11 protein-coding genes are annotated in these 18,023 nt (G+C 69.6%); 3 read left to right on the top strand and 8 right to left on the bottom strand.

All coding sequences use genetic code 11. The features are described from left to right. Nucleotides 1-73 precede the first annotated feature (73 nt). The 4 genes from treY to KMW22_RS07800 all read right to left on the bottom strand — a co-directional run bounded on the left by treY (nucleotide 74) and on the right by KMW22_RS07800 (nucleotide 10,070). Nucleotides 74-2,899: a malto-oligosyltrehalose synthase gene (gene treY, locus KMW22_RS07785; protein WP_221089459.1), complete on the bottom strand. Its 2,826-nt coding sequence runs from the start codon at nucleotides 2,897-2,899 to the stop codon at nucleotides 74-76. 26 nt (nucleotides 2,900-2,925) lie between these two features. Next, the gene (treZ, locus tag KMW22_RS07790) at nucleotides 2,926-4,770 is read right to left on the bottom strand and encodes a malto-oligosyltrehalose trehalohydrolase (protein ID WP_221089460.1); all 1,845 of its coding nucleotides are present in this window, start codon (nucleotides 4,768-4,770) and stop codon (nucleotides 2,926-2,928) included. Between the two features lie 258 nt (nucleotides 4,771-5,028). Then, complete coding sequence (gene rnr, locus KMW22_RS07795) at nucleotides 5,029-9,030, bottom strand: ribonuclease R (RefSeq protein ID WP_221089461.1); 4,002 nt, start codon at nucleotides 9,028-9,030, stop codon at nucleotides 5,029-5,031. A gap of 260 nt (nucleotides 9,031-9,290) precedes the next feature. Beyond that, complete coding sequence (locus tag KMW22_RS07800; RefSeq protein WP_221089462.1) at nucleotides 9,291-10,070, bottom strand: exodeoxyribonuclease III; 780 nt, start codon at nucleotides 10,068-10,070, stop codon at nucleotides 9,291-9,293. 112 nt (nucleotides 10,071-10,182) lie between these two features. Between KMW22_RS07800 and KMW22_RS07805 the strand changes: the two genes are divergently transcribed. Then, nucleotides 10,183-10,491 carry a hypothetical protein gene (locus KMW22_RS07805; RefSeq protein WP_221089463.1) on the top strand — a complete coding sequence of 103 codons (309 nt, stop codon included), beginning with the start codon at nucleotides 10,183-10,185 and terminating at the stop codon, nucleotides 10,489-10,491. 49 nt (nucleotides 10,492-10,540) lie between these two features. Here KMW22_RS07805 and KMW22_RS07810 read toward each other — a convergent pair whose 3' ends face one another. After that, complete coding sequence (locus KMW22_RS07810; protein ID WP_221089464.1) at nucleotides 10,541-11,689, bottom strand: aminotransferase class I/II-fold pyridoxal phosphate-dependent enzyme; 1,149 nt, start codon at nucleotides 11,687-11,689, stop codon at nucleotides 10,541-10,543. Between the two features lie 99 nt (nucleotides 11,690-11,788). On the opposite strand from KMW22_RS07810, the gene gatB reads away from it, so the two are divergent. Both gatB and KMW22_RS07820 read left to right on the top strand, forming a co-directional pair. Beyond that, nucleotides 11,789-13,231, top strand: a complete 1,443-nt coding sequence (gene gatB / locus KMW22_RS07815) for an Asp-tRNA(Asn)/Glu-tRNA(Gln) amidotransferase subunit GatB (RefSeq protein WP_221089465.1) — start codon at nucleotides 11,789-11,791, stop codon at nucleotides 13,229-13,231. A gap of 100 nt (nucleotides 13,232-13,331) precedes the next feature. Continuing rightward, nucleotides 13,332-13,970, top strand: a complete 639-nt coding sequence (locus tag KMW22_RS07820; RefSeq protein ID WP_221089466.1) for a hypothetical protein — start codon at nucleotides 13,332-13,334, stop codon at nucleotides 13,968-13,970. A 168-nt stretch (nucleotides 13,971-14,138) separates the two neighbouring features. Here the strand turns inward: KMW22_RS07820 and KMW22_RS07825 are convergent, their stop codons facing one another. The 3 genes from KMW22_RS07825 to KMW22_RS07835 all read right to left on the bottom strand — a co-directional run bounded on the left by KMW22_RS07825 (nucleotide 14,139) and on the right by KMW22_RS07835 (nucleotide 17,938). After that, nucleotides 14,139-16,172, bottom strand: coding sequence for a cation:proton antiporter domain-containing protein (locus KMW22_RS07825; protein WP_221089467.1), 2,034 nt, complete (start codon nucleotides 16,170-16,172; stop codon nucleotides 14,139-14,141). Between the two features lie 114 nt (nucleotides 16,173-16,286). Then, on the bottom strand, nucleotides 16,287-17,285 hold the full coding sequence (locus KMW22_RS07830) for an inorganic phosphate transporter (RefSeq protein ID WP_221089468.1): 999 nt from the start codon (nucleotides 17,283-17,285) through the stop codon (nucleotides 16,287-16,289). A gap of 14 nt (nucleotides 17,286-17,299) precedes the next feature. After that, nucleotides 17,300-17,938, bottom strand: a complete 639-nt coding sequence (locus tag KMW22_RS07835) for a DUF47 domain-containing protein (protein ID WP_221089469.1) — start codon at nucleotides 17,936-17,938, stop codon at nucleotides 17,300-17,302. Nucleotides 17,939-18,023: the final 85 nt, after the last annotated feature.

Consider the following 18,023-nt stretch of genomic DNA (forward strand, 5'->3'; position numbering starts at 1 on the left):
ATGTCAACTGCTCTAGAGAAACGCCCAGCGCCTCCCGGGCTTTTCCCAAAAGGCGCTGCTGCCCAGCCTGTTCCTACTCGCTCAGCAAGAGGGCCAGTGGGAAGTCCTCCAGAATCTTGGCCAGCGGGGTCTTGTCGCCGCGCACGCGTAGGCGCTCGCCGGTCAGGGCGTTGCGGTAGGTGCCGGCGGGCAGGGTCAGCTGGCGGTTGCCCCACACCCCGCCCAGGGCCCACGGCGCACGCTCGCGGGTGAGGCTCAGGGTCAGGCGCGGGGCCACGGTCAGGGCGCGCTGGCCCCCGTGTTCGCGCACGAAGCCCAGCACGTGGCGCCCGCCGCCCAGCGCCGCGTAGCTGCCGTGCCGGAACAGTTCTGGCCGCTCGGCGCGGGCGCGCAGGGCCGCGTGGGTGACCATCACCTTCACGTCCCCTGTCTCGTAGCGGGCCAGCAGCCGGGCCGGGTCGGTGCCTGCGCCGCCGCGTTCCAGGCGGCCCAGGGTGCGGGCCAGGGCGGCGTAGTCCACAGGGCGGCGGTTGTCCGGGTCCACCAGACTCTGGTTCCAGCCCTCGCTGCCCTGGTAGGTGTCCGGCACGCCGGGGGCCGTCAGGCGCACCAGGGTGGCCGAGAGGCTGTTCTGCGCGCCGTAGGGGCTAACGCGCTCATGCAATTCGCGCAACGAGGCCAGGAAGTCGCTGCTCTCCAGCAAGCCGCGCACCAGGCGGTCCAGGGCAGCTTCGTAGTCAGCGTCGGGGGCGGCCCAGCTCGTGCGCAGCTTGGCCTCGCGGGCGGCCTTGAGCATGTAGGCGCTGAGGCGCCCCGCAAAGCCGTCCAGGTTGCCGTTCAGCGGGTAGGCGCCCAGCGCGTTTTGCAAGAAGACGTAGGTGTCCAGCCGGGTGGGGGCCGGGCCCAGGTCCAGTTCCGTTTCCAGGCCGCGAATCAGCGGCGACCAGCGGCTGAGGTACGCGGCCCAGGTCTGGGCCAGTTCGGACAGCACGTGAATGCGCGCGCGGGTGTCCTCGCCGCGTTTGGTGTCGTGGGTGCTGCCGCCCAGCATGGCGTGGGGCCAGTGGCGGGCGCGCGCCGCCGCCTCGGCGTGAAAAGTCGAAAGCGGCGTGCCGAACAGCGCGGGGTCGCCCCCCACCTCATTCAGCGACACGAGGCGGCCGTAGCGGTAAAAGGCGGTGTCCTCGGCCCCCTTGGCCGTGACAGGCCCGGTGAGCTGCTGGAACTTCAGGGTGAACTCGGCGTAGGCGGCGCGGGTGGTGTCGTCTGGGGCGTCCAGGGTGAGCACGGCGCGCAGGTACTCGAACACGCTGGGGTCCAGCGCGCCCCCCTCACGGCGGTTGTGTCCGGCCGCGTCGCGGATGGCGTGGTCAATCTTGGCGTCGTCGCCGGCCTCGCGCTCGCCGGTTTCGCGCACGTAGGTGCGGTACACCGGAAAGGTGGCAATGACCTCGCGGATGGCCTGCCGCAGGGTGCTGAGGGTAAAGTCCCGGGCCCGCAGGTCCGCTTCCGAGAGGCGCTCCAGGTGCTCGGCCAGCACATTCACCTCGCCGGGCAGGCTGAGGCGCTGAATCAGCTGCTTGCCCCGGTACAGGTGCTCGCCGTAACTGGCGCGGTCGCCAGTAAAGCGGCGGTAGATGGCGCTCAGGTCCTCCTCGCTGCTCTGATCCACGAAGACGCCGCCCAGCTGCGCCAGAAAGTCGTAGCCGGTGGTGCCGTGGACCGCCCAGTTACGCGGCAATGCCTCGCCGGGTTCCAGAATCTTCTCAGCCACCACGTACAGGGCCTTTTCGCCGCGTGTGGTGATCAGCGGGTCCTGGCCCAGCGCGTGCGCGGCGCCCGCCTGCAGCGCGCGGAAGTACCCGGCGGGGTCGTACAGGCCGTCGGTGTGGTCCAGCCGCACGCCCTGCAACACTCCTTCGCGCAGCAGGCTGAATAGCGTGGCGTGCGCCCAGGCAAACACGCGCGGGTCCTCCATGCGCAGCGCCGCCAGATCGTTGATGTCGAAAAAGCGCCGGTAATTGATTTCCTCGGCCGCCACCTTCCAGAAGGCGAGGCGGTAATTCTGTTCACTGATCAGCCGGTCCAGCTGCGCGTGGTCAGCGTTGATGGCCGCCACCGTGTCATCCAGGGCCCGGCGCACGGCCGCGCTGCGCTCCAGCAGCGCCTGCAGACGCCGGTTCACCACCTGGGCTTCCTGGGCGCGGATCACCCGGTCTTCATCCGCCAGGCCGGGCTCGGTGCTGCGCGGCAGGTGGTCCACCGAACGGCGGATGCTGGCCAGTTCGCCCAGCGTTTCGGGGTCACTGCCGCGCAGGGCGTCCTGCAGGGCCGCCAGCAGCAGCGCCACCGAGCGTGGCGACAGCGGCAGGCGCCGCTCCCAGTAGCGCAGGGCGAACTCCCCGCCCTCCTGGGTCAGCTGCAGTTCGCCGCGTTCCAGCACCCGCCCGTACTGGTCGCCCAGCACCGGCAGCAGCACCTTGCCTTCCAGGGCGCGCTTCAGGGGCTGCCAGGAGATGTCGAAGAAATGGGCGTAGCGGCTGGCCTGCCCGTGTTTCAGCACGTCTTCCCAGTAGGGGTTATGGCCCCCCTGAATGCCCATGTGGTTGGGCACGAAATCGGCAATCAGGCCCAGACCCAGTTCGCGGGCGCGGGCCGACAGGCGGCGCAGGCCCGCCAGCCCGCCCAGTTCGGGGTTCACCTGGGCGTGGTCGGTCACGTCGTAGCCGTGGGTCGAGCCCGGCGTGCTGGCCCAGATGGGCGAGAGGTACACGTCGGTGACCCCCAGCCGCGCGAGGTAGGGCAGCGTGCGCCGGGCCGCCGCGAAATCGAAGCCAGCGTGCAGCTGCAGGCGGTAGGTGCTGCCGGGCAGGTGGGGCGTGAAGGCGGGTTCGGTCATGACGGCTGCCATCATGCCGCCTTTGGTCATGCGCGCGCCTGTTCGGCTTCGGCCGGGGCAAACAGGGCCGCTTCGCCGGGGCCCAGGGTCAGGGTGTCCAGGGCGGGCGGCTGGGCCGGATCGCCTTCCGAATACAGCGCCACGGCGGGCAGCAGGGCAAAAGGCAGCGCCAGCGTGCGGGGGGTCAGTGCCTCGCCCGTAAGGTTCCACACGAGGACCCGCTCGCCGTGCTCGGTCTGCCAGCGCACCCACAGGCCCTCGGTCTCGGTGGCGGCGCGGAAGGTGCCGGCCGACAGTGCGCGGCGCGTGCGCCCAGCGAGCACCGGGTCTTCCCGGCGCAGCCGCAGCAGGGCGCGGTATAGGGCCAGGGTGCGGGCGTGCTCGCCCTGGTCGCGCTCGGCCCAGTTCAGCTTGGCGCTCTCGAAGGTGCCCTGGGCCTGCGGATCCGGCACCGCCAGGGTGCTGAAGCCCGAGAAATACGCAAATTCGCGCCGCCGCCCTTCGGTGACCATCTGGCCCAATTCGCCGTAGTGGTCGCTGAAAAAGGGAAAGGGTGTGCCCGCCATCCATTCCTGGCCCTGAAACAGCAGCGGCGTCATGGGCAGCGAGAGCAGCAGGGTGCTGGCGCCCCGGAACTCGGCCGCCGTGACCCCCTCGTGGGCCTGCAGGCGGTCGCCCAGCGCCCGGTTGCCAATCTGGTCGTGGTTCTGGATGCAGTACACGAAGCTGGGGGCTTCCAGGCCGTCGGCCGGCCGGCCCCGGTGGTGTTCCTCGCCGCTGACGTTCCAGAACTGGCCCTCGTACAGCCAGCCCCGGTTGAGAATCCGCGCCAGCCCCTCGGCGTGGCCCCGGTAGCCCGCGTAATAGCCTTCCTGCTCGCCGGTGATCGCCACCCGCACCTCGTGGTGAAAGTCATCCACCCAGATGCCGTCCAGGCCGTCCTCGGTGACCAGTTCGGGGTGGTTGCGGTGGTCCTCGGCCAGCAGCAGGTGATGGCCGCCCAGGGCGTGCACCTCGCGCGCCAGTTCCGCCAGGATGTGCTCGGGGCTGTCGTCCTGCATGGAGGCGGTGGCGTCCAGCCGCAGGCCGTCAAAGCGGTAGTCCTGCAGCCACATGCGGGCGTTGTCGGTGATCAGGCGGCGCATGTGGGGCTCGGCGTAATCCAGGCCCTGGCCCCAGGCGGTGTGAAAGCGCTCGGTGAAGTACGACGGGCTGTAGGCCGACAGATAGTTGCCGTCCGGGCCAAAGTGGTTGTACACCACGTCCAGAAAGACCGCCAGCCCCAGGCCGTGCGCGCGGTCCACAAAGGCCATCACGTCCTCGGGGCGGCCGTAGGGCGCAAAGGGGGCGTACAGCGCCACGCCGTCGTAGCCCCAGCCGCGCTGGCCGGGGAAGGCGGCCAGTGGCATCAGTTCCACGGCCGTCACACCCAGGGCCGCCAGTTCGGGCAGGCGCTCGGCAGCGGCGTTCAGGGTGCCTTCGGGCGTGAAGGTGCCGACGTGCAGCTCGTAAAACACGCAGTCGTGCAGGGGCCGCCCCGCCCAGTCCTGGTGCTGCCACGGGTAGGCCTGCAGGTCCACGACCTCGGCCTCGCCGTGCACGCCATCCGGCAGAAAGCGGGCGTAGGGGTCGGGCAGCGCCTGACCGTCCAGCACAAACTGGTAGCGGGTGCCGGCCCCCACGGGCAGCGTGGTTTCAAAGTAGCCGTCGCCCTGCGGTTGCAGGGGCAGGGTCTGTCCATTCAGGCGCACCTGCACCGTCTGGGCGCGGGTGCTCCAGACGCTGAAGCGGGTGCTGTCTCCTCCGGGAAGCAGGTGGGCGCCCAGGCGCCGGTGTCCCTTCTCCGTGTGCGGCATGGCCAAGGTCGTCATGAGCCTCTTCCTCCGTGTGGGGTGTGCGATGTGGTGGCGGTGGGCCTCCGGTGCCCGTTGCCGCCCGGCCCGCCGCGCGTGCGGGACAATCATGAAGGGTAGACGGCGGGCCCACTTGCCCCATGAGAAGCACGTCAAGAAACGGTGCGACTGTCTGATCGGCCCCAGAGGATTGCCTCAAGGGGCCTTTAGAAACGAAAAAAGCGCCCCTGGGCGATGGGCCCCAGGGACGCGGAAAAGGAAAGGAAGGCGGGAGGTTCAGCCCTGACCGGGCGCACCGCCCCGGCGGCCCCGGCGGCGGCGGCGGCGCTTGGCATCATCGGCCGGGGTGCCGCTGGCCTCGCTGGGGGCCGGCGCCGGGCTGGCCTCGCGCGGTTCGCGGGCGGGGCCCGGGCGCGCGCCGCCAGCGGGGCGGCCATTCAGGCGCCCAGTGGCGCCCCTGTCATTGCCACCCCGGGTAAAGCCGCGCCCGCCGCCCGCGCCGCCGCGCTCGGGGCGGCCGTTCATGGGCCGGCCGCCGCCCCGGCCGTGGGGCGCGCCGCCCTGGCCGTCCTCGGGCGGCATGTTCTCAATGGTCCAGTCGCCAAAGTACATGCGCTGCACGGTGATGTTCACCGGGCGCAGGTGCTCATTGCGCGGGCGCTCCAGGGTGATCACGCGCCGGGCCCCCCGGCCCCCGCCCATGCCCACGCCAAAGGAAGCGCGGCCCTGCTGCGGGCGGCCTTCGCGGCCCTGTCCCTGTCCACCCTGGCCCGGCGTGCCCTGGCCCCGGCCGCGCACCGGGCGCCCCGCCCCCGCCGAGGGAGACAGGGTGGGCCGGGGCGAGGGGTCGTCCAGCGTGAACTTCTTGGGTTCGCTGACCGGCAGCTGCTGCAATTTCTCGCGCTTTTCCTGTTCGCGGTCTTCGCGGCGCCGGGCGCGGGGTTTGACGGGTGAATCCATATCGGTCTCCTGAGTGTCGCCCGGGCGGTAATCCGGGCTGTGGGGATCGGCCAGGGTGAAGTCGGTCTGGCGGGCCAGGGGGTTGACGGCGTGAATGGTGACGTGAACAGGATCGCCCAGACGGTAACTGCGGCCCCGGCTGCGGCCCCTGAGCATCTGCGCGTCTTCCACATAGACGTAGTAATCATCGTCCAGGTGAGAGATGTGCAGCTTGCCTTCCACGCCGTTGTCCAGCGCCACAAAGAGGCCGCTGGCGACCACGCCAGACACGTTGCCGTGGAAGGACTCGCCCAGGTGCTCCTGCGCCCACTTGGCCTGGTAGTACTTGGTCAGGTCGCGCTCGGCCTCGGCGGCGGCCCGCTCGCGCTCGGAGGTGTGGTCGCCCATGCCGGGCAGGCGGGCCTGCAACTGGGCCACCGCGCGGTTGCCAGCCTTCAGCTCGCCGCTCAGCATGCCCTTGAGCACCCGGTGCACCAGCAGGTCCGGGTAGCGGCGGATGGGCGAGGTGAAGTGCAGGTACTCGTCAAACGCCAGCCCGAAGTGCCCCAGGTTTTCCCCGGCGTACTTCGCCTGCTGCATGGAGCGCAGCAGCAGCGTGTTCACGATGCCCTCGCGCGGGGTGCCGCGCACCTGCTTCAGGACCGCCTGGTACGCCTGCGGGGTGGGTTCGCCGCCCGGGAAGGCCAGCCCCAGCCGCCCGATGGCACTGCTGACCTCCTGGAAGCGCTGCAGGGTGGGTTCCTCGTGAATGCGGAACAGGGCGGGCAGTTCGCGCTGCAGCAGTTCGTGGGCCACCACCTTGTTGGCCAGCAGCATCAGGTCCTCGATCATGCCGCGCGCCGTTTCCTCGCGGATAGGAATGAGTTCCATGCGGCCGTCCGGGCCCACGTCCACCTTCACCTCGCGCAGCTTGAAGTCCAGCGCGCCTTCGCGCAGGCGCTTCTGGCGCAGCTTGGTGGTGATTTTCAGCAGCAGGTGCAGGTCGCCTTCCAGGTGGCGGGCGTGCTCGGGCAGCGTGGCGGTGGCCTCGCTGTAGGCCTGCACCTCGTCGTAGGTCAGCCGCGCCTTGGAGTTGATCACGCTGGGCGCCAGCTGCACCTTCAGAATTTCGCCTTCGGCGGACAGCTCCACCATGGCGGTCATGGTCAGGCGGTCCTCGTAGGGCACCAGGGAGCACACCCCGTTGCTGACGTGTTCGGGCAGCATGGGCAACACCCGGCCCGGCATGTATACGCTGGTGGCGCGTGCGTAGGCTTCCTGGTCCAGCGGCGTGCCTTCCTGCACGTAGTGGCTGACATCCGCAATGTGAATGCCGACCACAAAGGTGCCTTCGGGCGTGGGCTGAATATGAATGGCGTCGTCGAAATCCTTGGCGTCGCGGCCGTCCACCGTGAAGATGTTGAACTCGCGCAGGTCCAGGCGGCCAATGAGGGCCTCTTCGGGAATCTGGGTGGGAATGGCGTTCGCCTGTTCCAGCACCTCATCGGGGAATTCGCCGCGCAGGCCGAATTTCACGATGACGGCTTCAGTCTCGGTCACCGGGTCGTCCTGCTCGCCCAGCACGCGGGTGATCTGGCCGAACACCTCGTCCTCACCGGTATTTTCCGGCCAGAACAGCTCCGTGACCACGCGGGCACCGGCCTGCAGCTCCTCCAGGCCCTCGGGCAGCAGCAAGATGCGGTGGCGGGCGCGGTGGTCGTCCGGCTTCAGGATGGGATGGCCATGGTGGAATTCCAGGGTGCCCACCAGCTGCCGGTAGGCGCGCTGCACAATGCGCACCACGCTGGCGCGCGGGTTGCCGTCGCCGCGCTGGCCCCGGCGCGAGCCGCGTGGGCCACGGTCATCCCGGCTGTCGCCCCGGCCTTCCATGCGCACCAGCACGATGTCGCCGTTCCAGGCTTCCAGGGTCTGCTCGGCGGGAATGTAAAAGTCCTCGCCGCCGCTGTCGGGAATCACGAAGCCAAAGCCCGCTGCCGACGCCTGGAAGCGTCCGCGCACAAGGCTCATGGCCTCGGGAAGCCCGTAGGTCTTCTTGCGGGTGCGCACCACATCGCCGCTCTCCACCAGGGCTTCGAGCAGGTCGGTCAGGTCGCGCCAGCCGCCTAGGCGCCCAATGGTCTGGCGGGTAAAGGTGCGTTCCAGGTCGCGCACGTGCACCGGGCGCCCCAGCTTGCGCAGCTGCGCCACCACGATGTCGCGCTCGGGGTGCGCGGCGGGGTCCTCATCGCCGTCGTCTGGGACCGGCTGAACGGCCCCCGCCTGCTCCGGCTGCGTCTGCTCTGGCTGGGCCTGATCGGCCAGCGGCTCGGCCTGATCCGCCGGGGTGGGCGTGGCGGCCAGGGGCGCCGCTTCGGCGGCCGGGCGGGCTTTGCGGTCTCCCCGCTTGCGGGTGGGCGCCGGCTCAGGGGTCGGCTCGGCGGGGGCGGGGGTCACCTCGGGGGTGGCCTCCACCGCTTCCACACCAGACAGCACCTCGGGCAGCGGGGCCTTGCGCGGGCGCCCGCCGCGTTTCTTGGGCACCTCCAGAATGACCGGGTCCGGCTCGGGGGTGGCCAGTTCCACCGGCAAGGCGTCGTCTACAGGCGCGGCGACCACAGCGGCGCTCTCGGGCGCTGTGGGTTCGGCTGGGACAGCTGCGCGGCGGCCCCGGCGGGCCGGTTTGGCGGGTGCAGGGTCGGGCGTCGGGGCCACAGCTGCCGGCGCTTCGTCCAGCTCGGGGGTGGATTCGGTCACCGCCGGAGCCAGCCGCAGCTTGCGGCCCCGTTTGGGCTGGGGGGCCGGGGCTTCGGGCTCAGCAGGGGTGGGCTCGGCGGGGGTAGGGTCAGCCACGGGCTCTGGCTCGCTGGCCTGCATCGGCGCCGTGTCAGCGGTGCTCTCCGGTTGCCGGGCACGGCGGGAAGACGCCCGCTTGGCGGCCGGGCGAACGGTCACCGTGGGTTCTGCCGTTGGAATGGGCTCGGCCACAGGGGCCAGCGTGGCGCCCGACTGTTGGGCCGGCGCCTCTTCGGCTGGCGTGGTTTGGGTAGGGGCGGCCTCGACAGGCGCGGCCTTCCGGCCCCGGCGAGGTGCGCGGGGCGGTGTGGGGGCCACGGCGGCTTCGGGTGCCTGCTCCACCAGGGTGGGCAGGGTCGTGTCCGGCTGGGTCACCTGGGGCAACTCTGCAGCGGGGATCTGGGCCTTTTTGCGGCTGGTACGGGTTTTGGGGGCCGCGTCGGCCGCCGGCTGAGACGCGGCGGGGCGCCGCGAACGGGTAGAGGTGGGTGTAGATGTGCCGGTGCTGTCGGTGCCCGGCACCGTTTCCGTTTTTTTCTTCGGCATGTACGTTCCTGGTGAATCAGGACGCGCCCGTGGGGGTGAACTCATGCGCCGCCTTTATGGCCTTCTGCTGCGTGGCGCCGGCGCGCGCAATCCGCCCACGGGAACTGGTGTTGGTCGCTTCCTCGGGTGGCGCCCGGCAGTCCAGCACGACCGGAAAAACCGTGATCGTGGTGGGGGCGCTGTCCTGAACCCGGCAGCGTCCTTAGCATAACACGCCCCGCCTGACGCCACCTTTACGCACCGTGGCCTATCCGCGTGACCTACGGCTGAGGCCCGGGGCGCAGCACCTGACCGCTCAGGGGCGCGTGGTCACTCAGGCGGGCGGCGCGGTGCGCCTGCACGCCCTGGACCGTCACCCCAGCACTCAGCAGGTAATCCAGGCGCCAGCCCACGTCGTTGGCGTAGGCGTTGCCCCGGTTGCTCCACCACGTATAGGCGGCGGTTTCGCCCAGGCAGGCGCGGTGGGTGTCGGTCAGGCCGCCGGCGAGGTGACGGGTCATCCACTCGCGTTCCTGGGGCAGAAAGCCGCTGTTTTTCTGGTTGGCACGCCAGTTTTTCAGGTCCACGGCCTGGTGGGCGATGTTGTAATCGCCGCCGATTACCAGTGGGGTGCCCTCGGCCATCAGGGCCTGGGTCCAGGCGTGATAGTCCTCCAGAATGCGCTCTTTGAAGCCCTGGCGCTCGGGGCCGGAACTGCCGCTGGGCAGGTACACGCTGGCAAAGCGCACGCCGCCCACGACCGCGCTCAGCACGCGGCCCTCGGCGTCCAGTTCGTCGTGCGGCAGGCCCACGCGGATATCACTGAGGGGCGCTTTGGCCAGAATGGCCACGCCGCTGTAGCCCGCCTTCTGGGCCGGGAACCACGCCCCGGCGTAGCCCAGGTCGGCCAGTGCGTCTGGCATGGGGTCGGCGCGCACCTCCTGCAGCAACAGCACGTCGGGCGCTTCGGTGCTGAGCCACTCGCGCAGCCCCTTGCGTAGGGCGCTGCGCAGGCCATTGAGGTTCAAAGTCGTGACCTTCAGCAGGGGCGGGTCGGTCATGGGCAGCCCGCAGCATAGAGGACCGGCCCGCGCCGCCTTCACCGCACCCTGAATTTTCCTTCAGACAAGCTGCAGGTGGGCAGCAGGCAGGGTCTGTTACGCTGCTTTCACTATGGTCGAGATCAAGTTTCGCAACGAGAGCGACGGTCAGGAATTCGAGATGACCCATCCCAAGGCCGCCCGCGTCCTGAGCGACATTCAGAAGTGGGCCCACAGCAACGCCTTTGAGCACGTGGTGTTCTGGCGTGACCCCGAAGACGCCCACAAGTTCTGGGTGCAACTGGGCGACGACCGCCTGAACTACTGGATTCACGACAGCACCTTCACCGAAGGCAAGCACGAGACGGTGGAAATGCAGATGGACTACGCCCGGGGCGCCCAGCGCCGCAGCGCGGCCGGGTACGACAAGTTCGATAAGTAAAGGTGTGGGAAGCGGGGTGTGGGAAAAAGCCGTTCTGACAGCCCACAACCTATGTCTCTACCTCGCCTAACCGCTGCGCCGCGTCCAGCAACACTTCAGGGGGCTGCACCAGGGCGAGGCGCACGTAGCCCTCGCCCTGGCGGCCAAAGGCGGCGCCGGGGCTGAGGGCCACACCCGTTTGTTCGGCGGCGCGCACCGCAAAGGCCACACTGTCTTGCAGGCCCGGCACCCGGGCCCAGGCGTACATGCTGGCCTGGGGCCACGCCACGGTCCAGCCCAGGTCGCGCAGGGCGGGCACCAGGGCGTCGCGCCGGGCCTGAAACACGGCCGCGCCCTGGCGGCCCAGGGCTTCAGGCAGGTCCAGCGCCAGGGCCGCCGCGCGCTGAATGCCCAGGTAGGGGTGAAAATCCACGCTGCCCTTCACGCGGGCCAGCGCCGCAATGGCCCCGGCGTCTCCGGCGGCAAAGCCCACCCGGAAGCCCCCCATGTGGTGGGTCTTGCTCAGCGAGTGCAGTTCCACCACGCCGCCTACGCCCGCCTGCAGGGCGCTGGGGGCGTGGTAGTCGCCAAAGGTCAGTTCGGCGTAGGGGTGGTCGTGGATCAGCAGGGTGCCCCGCGCGCGGCACCACGCGGCCACCCGGGAAAAAAAGTCATCGTCCACCACCGCCGAGGTGGGGTTGTTAGGGTAATTCAGCAGCAGGGCGCGGGGACGCAGCGAAGCCGGCACCGCGTCCAGATCAGGTAGGAAGCCGTGCTCCTCGCGCAGCGGCAGCGGCGCCACCTGCACGCCCGCCACCGCCGCCGCGCCCAGGTAGGGCGGGTAACCGGGGTCAGGCAGCAGCAGCGTGTCGCCGGGATCGGTCACGGCCAGCAGCAGGTGGGCCAGCCCCTCCTGCGCGCCGATCAGGGGCAGCACCTCAGTCTGGGGGTCCACCTGCACGCCAAAGCGGCGGCTCAGATAGCGCGCCGCCGCTTCGCGCAGCGGGGCCGTGTCGCTGAACAGGGGATAGCGGTAGGTGGCCGGGTCCCGGGTGGCCTCGCGCAGCGCCGACAGCACCGCTTCGGGCGGCGAAAGGTCGCTGCTGCCAATGCTCAGGTCCGTTACCACGCGCCCAGCAGCCCGCGCCCGCTCCTTGGCGGCGTCCATCAGCGCGAACACGCTGCCCGGCACCGCCGCTGCCCGCCCAGAGATCCACATGGGAGGCAGGGTAGTGCATGGCCCTGGGCGCCGGGGAGGGGGCGCGCCTGTCTGCGGTGGGCCGGGGCGCGCGCGGGCAAATGCTCTATGCTCGGCCGCATGGCGTATCAGGCGGTCATTGGGCTGGAAGTGCATCTGCAGCTGAAGACGAAAAGCAAGATCTTCAGCGCCTGCCCGCAGGACTACCACGGCGCCGCGCCCAATACCTTTACCGACCCCTACACCCTGGGCCTGCCCGGCACCCTGCCCACGCTGAACCGCGAGGCGGTGGAACTCGCCATGATGTTCGGCCTGGGCCTGAACTGCGACGTCTCGGGGCCCACCCAGTTTCACCGCAAGAACTACTTTTACCCCGACGCGCCGAAGAATTTTCAGCTCTCGCAGTACGACCGCCCCATTGCCCGTGACGGTTTTCTGGACGTGACCCTGGAGAGCGGCGAGGTGCGGCGCATCCGCATCAAGCGCGCGCACCTGGAAGACGACGCGGGCAAGCTGACCCACCCCACCTACGCGCCCTATTCCATGCTGGACCTCAACCGCGCCGGCTCCAGCCTGCTGGAAATGGTTACCGAGGCCGACCTGACCGGCCCCGAAGAAGCGCGCGCCTTTCTGGAAAGCGTGCAGGCCATTGCGCAGGCGCTGGGGGTTAGTGACGCGGCCCCCGAGGAAGGCAAGATGCGCTGCGACGTGAACCTCAGCCTGCACCAGCCCGGCGAGCCCTGGGGCACCAAGGTAGAGGTCAAGAACCTCAATTCCTTCCGCTCGGTGGCGCGTGCCATTGAATATGAAACCGCTCGGCAGGCGCGGGTGCTCGCAGGTGGCGGGCGCATCACCCAGGACACCCTGGGCTGGGACGAGGGCGGCCAGAAGACCTTTCTGATGCGCACCAAGGAAGGCGAGGCCGATTACCGCTACTTCCCCGAGCCCGACCTGCCGCCGCTGGACATCACTCCGGACTGGATCGCGCGGGTGCGCGCGCGCATGCCGGAATTGCCCGCCCAGAAACAGGAACGGTATCTAGCGGCGGGCGTGCGGGCCGGCGACGCCCATACCCTGAGCCACGACGTGGCCCTGTCGCGCTTTTACGACGAGGCCATGCGCGCGGGCCCCGATGCCCAGAAACCAGATGCACAGAAGCTGGCGAACTGGCTGCTGGGGGACGTCTCGGGCCTGCTGGCCGCCCAGGGGCAGACGGTGGACGGCAGCGCGCTGCAGCCCGCGCATCTGGCGGCCCTGGTGGCGCTGATTGACGAGGGCACCATCAGCGGCCGGGTGGCCAAGGACCTGCTGCCCGACGTGCTGGGCAGCCACGACCCGCGCGAACTGGTGCGCGCACGCGGCCTGAGCGTGGTGACCGACACCGCCGCCATTGACGCCGCCATTGACGCCGCCATGCAGGCCGACCCCGCCACGGTGGAGAAGGTGCGCGCCGGCAACGCCAAGGCCATGAACGCTCTGTTCGGCCCGGTGATGAAAGCCACCGGCGGCAAGGCCAAACCTGAAGTCGTGCGCGAGCGCCTGCAGGCGAAGCTGGGCCTGTGAGGAGGTCTAAGGGTCGAGGGTCAAAGGGTCTAAGGAGATGGGGCAGTAAATCCCTTAGACCCTCAGACCCTTTGACCATTAGACGCCCCGCAGGGGCCCCATGACCGCCCCCCGCTGGCGCACGGCCGCGCTGGTGGCGCTGTGGGCGCTGGTGGTGGCCACCTTCGGGCTGTGCGCATACGCCGTGTGGTCCGGCTGGCCGCTTTCGGAATTCGGCTGGCTGGGCGCGCTGCGCACGCTGCTCTCGGCGCTGGTGCTGGTGTGGTGGACGCAGGTGTTCGCCCGCTATGCCCAGGCCCTGAAAACCGAGGATGATGACGGCGTGCTGCGCTCCCTGCGCGGCCTGTTTCCCTGGCTGACCGCCCTGCGGCTGGCGCTGTGGCTGATGGGTGTGTTCCTGTATGCGGGCGGGGCCGTCCCCGACGCCAACCCGGTGGCCCTGACCGCCCTGGCGACGGTGGAACTGGGCTTCATTCTGGCCAAGAACGCGGTGTACGGCACGCTGGCGCGTTTTGCTCCCGCCCCGCTGGATCTGGCCGGCCGGGCCGCGCTGGCGTCGTGGCTGAATGTGGGCGCCGCGCTGAGTCTGGCGATTGGGGTGGTGAATCTGGTGCCGGTGGCCGGGCTGGGCGGTCCCCGTTCAGCCGCCGACCTGCTGGTGTACGGCCTGCATGCCGCGCTGGATGTGGCGGCTGCCCTGCTGGCGCTGCAGGCCCTGCGGGTGGCCCCCCGCGTTTGAGAACAGGCTGTTCAGAGCGCAACTGGTTACCCCTGAATGCTGAAGCGGGGGAGAGGGCTTAAAGCGAGGGCGTAGGACAAAACCCCGCTGGCTTGACGGCGACCAGCTCTCTCCCTGCACCCCGTTCACGCGCAAGCGCAAAGGGGTCCGCTGTGACCCCTTTGCGCCCTACTTCGTCCACCCGTGCTCGTAGCAGTAGGCCCAGCTTTCACCGGGCTCGGCGCTGCGAATCACGGCGTGGGCGCTGCTCTGGGCGTGCCGGGTGGCGTGCTTGTTCTTGGACGAGTCGCAGCAGCCCACATGCCCGCAGGTCATACACACGCGCAGGTGAACCCAGGTGTCGCCCTGCGCCACACAGGCGAGGCACACATCGGCCTCGGGGGTAACCGGGCCGGCGCTGGCGCGGGCATGCTCGCACTGCGCCTGCTGCTCGGCGCTGAGGGCCACGGGCGGGTGGGCGGCGAGGTGCCGGGCAAGGTGACCGCGTGAGACCTCGGCGGGGGTCAGCAGGTCCAGCAGCCCGGCGGCGACTTCGTGCCGGGGCGACAGCACATGCTGGGCGCCCAGGCCGCGCAGCTTCAGCCCCTCCTCGGCGGTGGGGGCGTGGGTGATCACGGTGACCTCTAGCGCTACCGTGCGCAGCACCTGCACGGCGCGCTCGGTGGTTTCGGGGTCGTCGTCGGCAATGACCACCGCCTGGGCCGCCGCGATGTCCAGTTCGCGCAGCAGGGCCGCGCGGGTGTAATCGGCGATCAGCACCGCCACGCCCCGGCCCTGCAGTTCGCTGGGGCCGTCCGGGCTGCGGGTCACGACCACGTAGGGGTGCCCCGCGCGGCTGAGCGCCCGCGCCGCCAGCCGCGCGTGTGCGCCGTAGCCCAGAAAGACCACCCGGCCCGCCACCGCCAGCCCGTGGGCGGTGGCGGTCACTGCGAGCGCCGCCTGCGCGGGCGTGGCAGCCGGGCCCAGGCGGGCCAGCAGTGGCCGGGCCAGCGCGGCCAGGGCCGGGGTCAGGGTCATGAGCAGCACGGTGGCGGCAATAAACACGCCGCTGCCCTGCGCGCCCAGGCCCGCAAAGCTCAGGCCCAGGGCGGTGCCAGCCGCCGCCAGCACGAACGAGAACTCGCCCACCTGCGCGCTCAGCAGCGCCACCGGCAGGGCCACCGACCAGGGCTCGCCCAGCAGACGCACGCTCAGGGCCGTGATGACCGTCTTGGCGGCGGCAATCACGGCGGCGGCCCCCAGCACCAGCCCCAGGTGCCCGGCCAGGAACCCCAGGTCCAGCTGCAGGCCCACCGACAGGAAAAACGCCGCGCTGAACAGAATCTGCAGGGGCAGAATCTCCCCCAGGGCCTGCGCGCCGTAGCGGCTTTCGCTGACCAGCAGCCCCGCCAGAAAGGCCCCCAGGGCCAGGCTGACCCCGGCGGCGGCCGTCAGGCTGGCCGTGCCAAAGCACAGCGCCACCACCGTCAGCAGAAAAATCTCGGAGGAGCAGGTGCGCGCCACCACTTCCATGACGGGCGGCACCAGTCGGCGCGCGGCCAGCAGCACCAGGGCAATGATGCCGGCCGCTTTCAGCAGCGCCAGTCCCACCCCGCCCAGGCCGCCGCCCTCCCCGGCCAGCATCGGAATCATCAGGACCATCAGCACCACCGCGAGGTCCTGGAAAATCAGAATGCCCAGCGCCACCTGCCCGGTGCGCGCGTTCGTTTCGCCGCGTTCGCCCAGCAGCTTCATCACGATGGCGGTGCTGGACAGGGCAATGAGGCAGCCGGTAAACACCGCGTCGGGCGCGCCGCGTCCCAGCGCCAGCATGACCCCCACGGTCACCAGCAGCGTCAGGCCCACCTGCAGGCCCCCGCCCAGGAAAATCAGGCGGGCAATGCGCCCCAGCCGCTCCAGGCTGAATTCGATGCCAATGGTAAAGAGCAGCAGCATCACCCCGATTTCCGAGGCGGCTGCAATCAGCTCTGGTTCGCGGATCAGGCCCAGGGCGCCGGGGCCCGCCAGCACCCCCGCCACCAGAAAGCCGATGATGGGCAGCAGCCGCAGCCGGAACGACACATACGCCGCCAGCGCCGAGACCCCCAGCAGCAGCGTGAGTTGCAGCAAAAAGGCCGGGGGGCCGCTGTGGGCGCCTGTTCCCTCTGCGAGTGCGGCGCCGCCCAGCGCCAGCAGCAGTCCTGCCCACCTGTTCCAGACCATGCCCCAGCATGACACCCGGCCCAGACCGCCCCCAACAGGGCTGGGGCCCAACGGTAAGGGGTCAGCCGGCACGCCGCTGACCCCTGTGCTGCTGCCCGGCGGGCAGCCTGCGAATTACACCCCTACGGCCAGGAGCAGCTTATGCACCAGCCAGCCCAGCGCAATGCACACCGGAATGGTGAAAATCCACGCCTGCACGATGCGCCCGGCCACCTGCCACTTGACCTTGCGGAAACCCTTGGTGGTGCCCACGCCCATGATGCTGGTGGAGATGGTGTGGGTGGTGCTGACTGGAATGCCCAGGCGGCTGGCCGTTTCGATGATCAGCGCGGCGCTGGTTTCGGCCACGAAGCCGTCCACCGGCTTGAGGTCCACGACCTTGAAGCCCATGGTCTTGATGATGCGCCAGCCCCCCACAGCGGTGCCTGCGCCCATCGCCGCCGCCGCCGAGAGAATCACCCACAGCGGCACGATCTCGATTTCTGTGTTCAGGTAGGCCGCCAGCGCGAAAGTGATGATGCCCATGGTTTTCTGCGCGTCGTTGCCGCCGTGCGAAAAGGCCATGAAAGCGGCGCTGAAAATCTGTAGCGTGCGAAAGGTGCGCGTGACCACCCGGGGCTTCATCCAGCGCAGCACCAGCCACGACAGCAGGAACATCAGCAGAATAGGGATCAGGAAGCCCAGGGCGGGGCTGGTGACCAGACCGGTCAGCGTTTTCTGCACGCCCTTGGGGATGATGATGCCCACGCCGCCTGCCGCGATGCCCGCCCCCACGAGGCTGAACACCAGGGCGTGGCTGGACGAACTGGGCAAGCCCTTCCACCACGTGAACAGGTTCCAGGCAATCGCGCTGACCAGGGTGGCGCCCACCAATTCCAGGGTGGCGTATTCCTGCGGCACGATGTCCTTGGAGATGGTCTTGGCGACCGCCGTACCGGTCAGCGCGCCCACCACGTTCAGGATGGCCGCCATGGCAATGGCCTGGGCGGGGGTCAGCACCTTGGTGGCCACGCTGGTGGCAATGGCGTTGGCGGTGTCGTGAAAGCCGTTGATAAAGTCGAAAATCAGGGCCAGCGTCACAATGACGATCAGGCCAATCAGAGCCGTTTCCATAGAGGGCGCGGTCCTTAAGCGTTCTTGAGCAGAATGCTCTCGATGGTCTTGGCCACGCGCTGCGCCTGATCGCTGGCGTCTTCAATCAGGGCCACAATCTCGCCGCCGCGCATGGCGCGGATCATGCCCTGTACGTCGTTCACACCGCTGTACAGATGGCGCTGCACCTCGTCGCTGATGGTGTCGGCCTGATCTTCCAGGGCGCGCACCTCGCGGGTAATGCGGTTCAGGTCCGCCACTTTGCTGCCCTGCTCCAGCAGCGGCATGCCCTGGGCCAGCAGGGCGCACTGCTGCTCGACCACCCGGGCCAGCTGCGCCATCTGGGGCAGGGGCCGCTCCACGCCGTACAGGCTCAGCTTGCGCGCGGCGTCTTCCATGTCGTCTACCAAGTCATCCAGCTCGCTGTTCAGGCTGATGATGTCCTCGCGGTCAAACGGCACAATGAACGACTCGGCCAGCAGGTTGGTGACCTCGCCCGTCAGGCGGTCGCCCTCGTGTTCCAGGTCGCGCACGCGCTGGACCTTGGCGTCGATATCGGTGTAGTTCTCCAGCAGGTCCACCAGGGCCTGGGCGGTGGCGTGGGCATTGCGGGCCGCCGCCGCGAACTTCTCGCTGAACTTGGGGTTGCTGGGCATGAATTTAGACAGAACCATGACAATCCTCCCGAATGTTTCGCCCGAATGTCATGGGAATGTCAGCCCGGGCGGTCACAAAGAAGCGGGAGGCATTTGGGGTGGC

This window comes from Deinococcus aquaedulcis, assembly GCF_019693445.1.
Lineage (GTDB): Bacteria > Deinococcota > Deinococci > Deinococcales > Deinococcaceae > Deinococcus > Deinococcus aquaedulcis.

Excerpts from the sequence above, each read along its gene's own strand:
- treY (WP_221089459.1), bottom strand. The coding sequence starts at position 2,899 with ATGACCGAACCCGCCTTCACGCCCCACCTGCCCGGCAGCACCTACCGC.
- treZ (WP_221089460.1), bottom strand. The coding sequence starts at position 4,770 with ATGACGACCTTGGCCATGCCGCACACGGAGAAGGGACACCGGCGCCTG.
- rnr (WP_221089461.1), bottom strand. The coding sequence starts at position 9,030 with ATGCCGAAGAAAAAAACGGAAACGGTGCCGGGCACCGACAGCACCGGC.
- KMW22_RS07800 (WP_221089462.1), bottom strand. The coding sequence starts at position 10,070 with ATGACCGACCCGCCCCTGCTGAAGGTCACGACTTTGAACCTCAATGGC.
- KMW22_RS07805 (WP_221089463.1), top strand. The coding sequence starts at position 10,183 with ATGGTCGAGATCAAGTTTCGCAACGAGAGCGACGGTCAGGAATTCGAG.
- KMW22_RS07810 (WP_221089464.1), bottom strand. The coding sequence starts at position 11,689 with ATGTGGATCTCTGGGCGGGCAGCGGCGGTGCCGGGCAGCGTGTTCGCG.
- gatB (WP_221089465.1), top strand. The coding sequence starts at position 11,789 with ATGGCGTATCAGGCGGTCATTGGGCTGGAAGTGCATCTGCAGCTGAAG.
- KMW22_RS07820 (WP_221089466.1), top strand. The coding sequence starts at position 13,332 with ATGACCGCCCCCCGCTGGCGCACGGCCGCGCTGGTGGCGCTGTGGGCG.
- KMW22_RS07825 (WP_221089467.1), bottom strand. The coding sequence starts at position 16,172 with ATGGTCTGGAACAGGTGGGCAGGACTGCTGCTGGCGCTGGGCGGCGCC.
- KMW22_RS07830 (WP_221089468.1), bottom strand. The coding sequence starts at position 17,285 with ATGGAAACGGCTCTGATTGGCCTGATCGTCATTGTGACGCTGGCCCTG.
- KMW22_RS07835 (WP_221089469.1), bottom strand. The coding sequence starts at position 17,938 with ATGGTTCTGTCTAAATTCATGCCCAGCAACCCCAAGTTCAGCGAGAAG.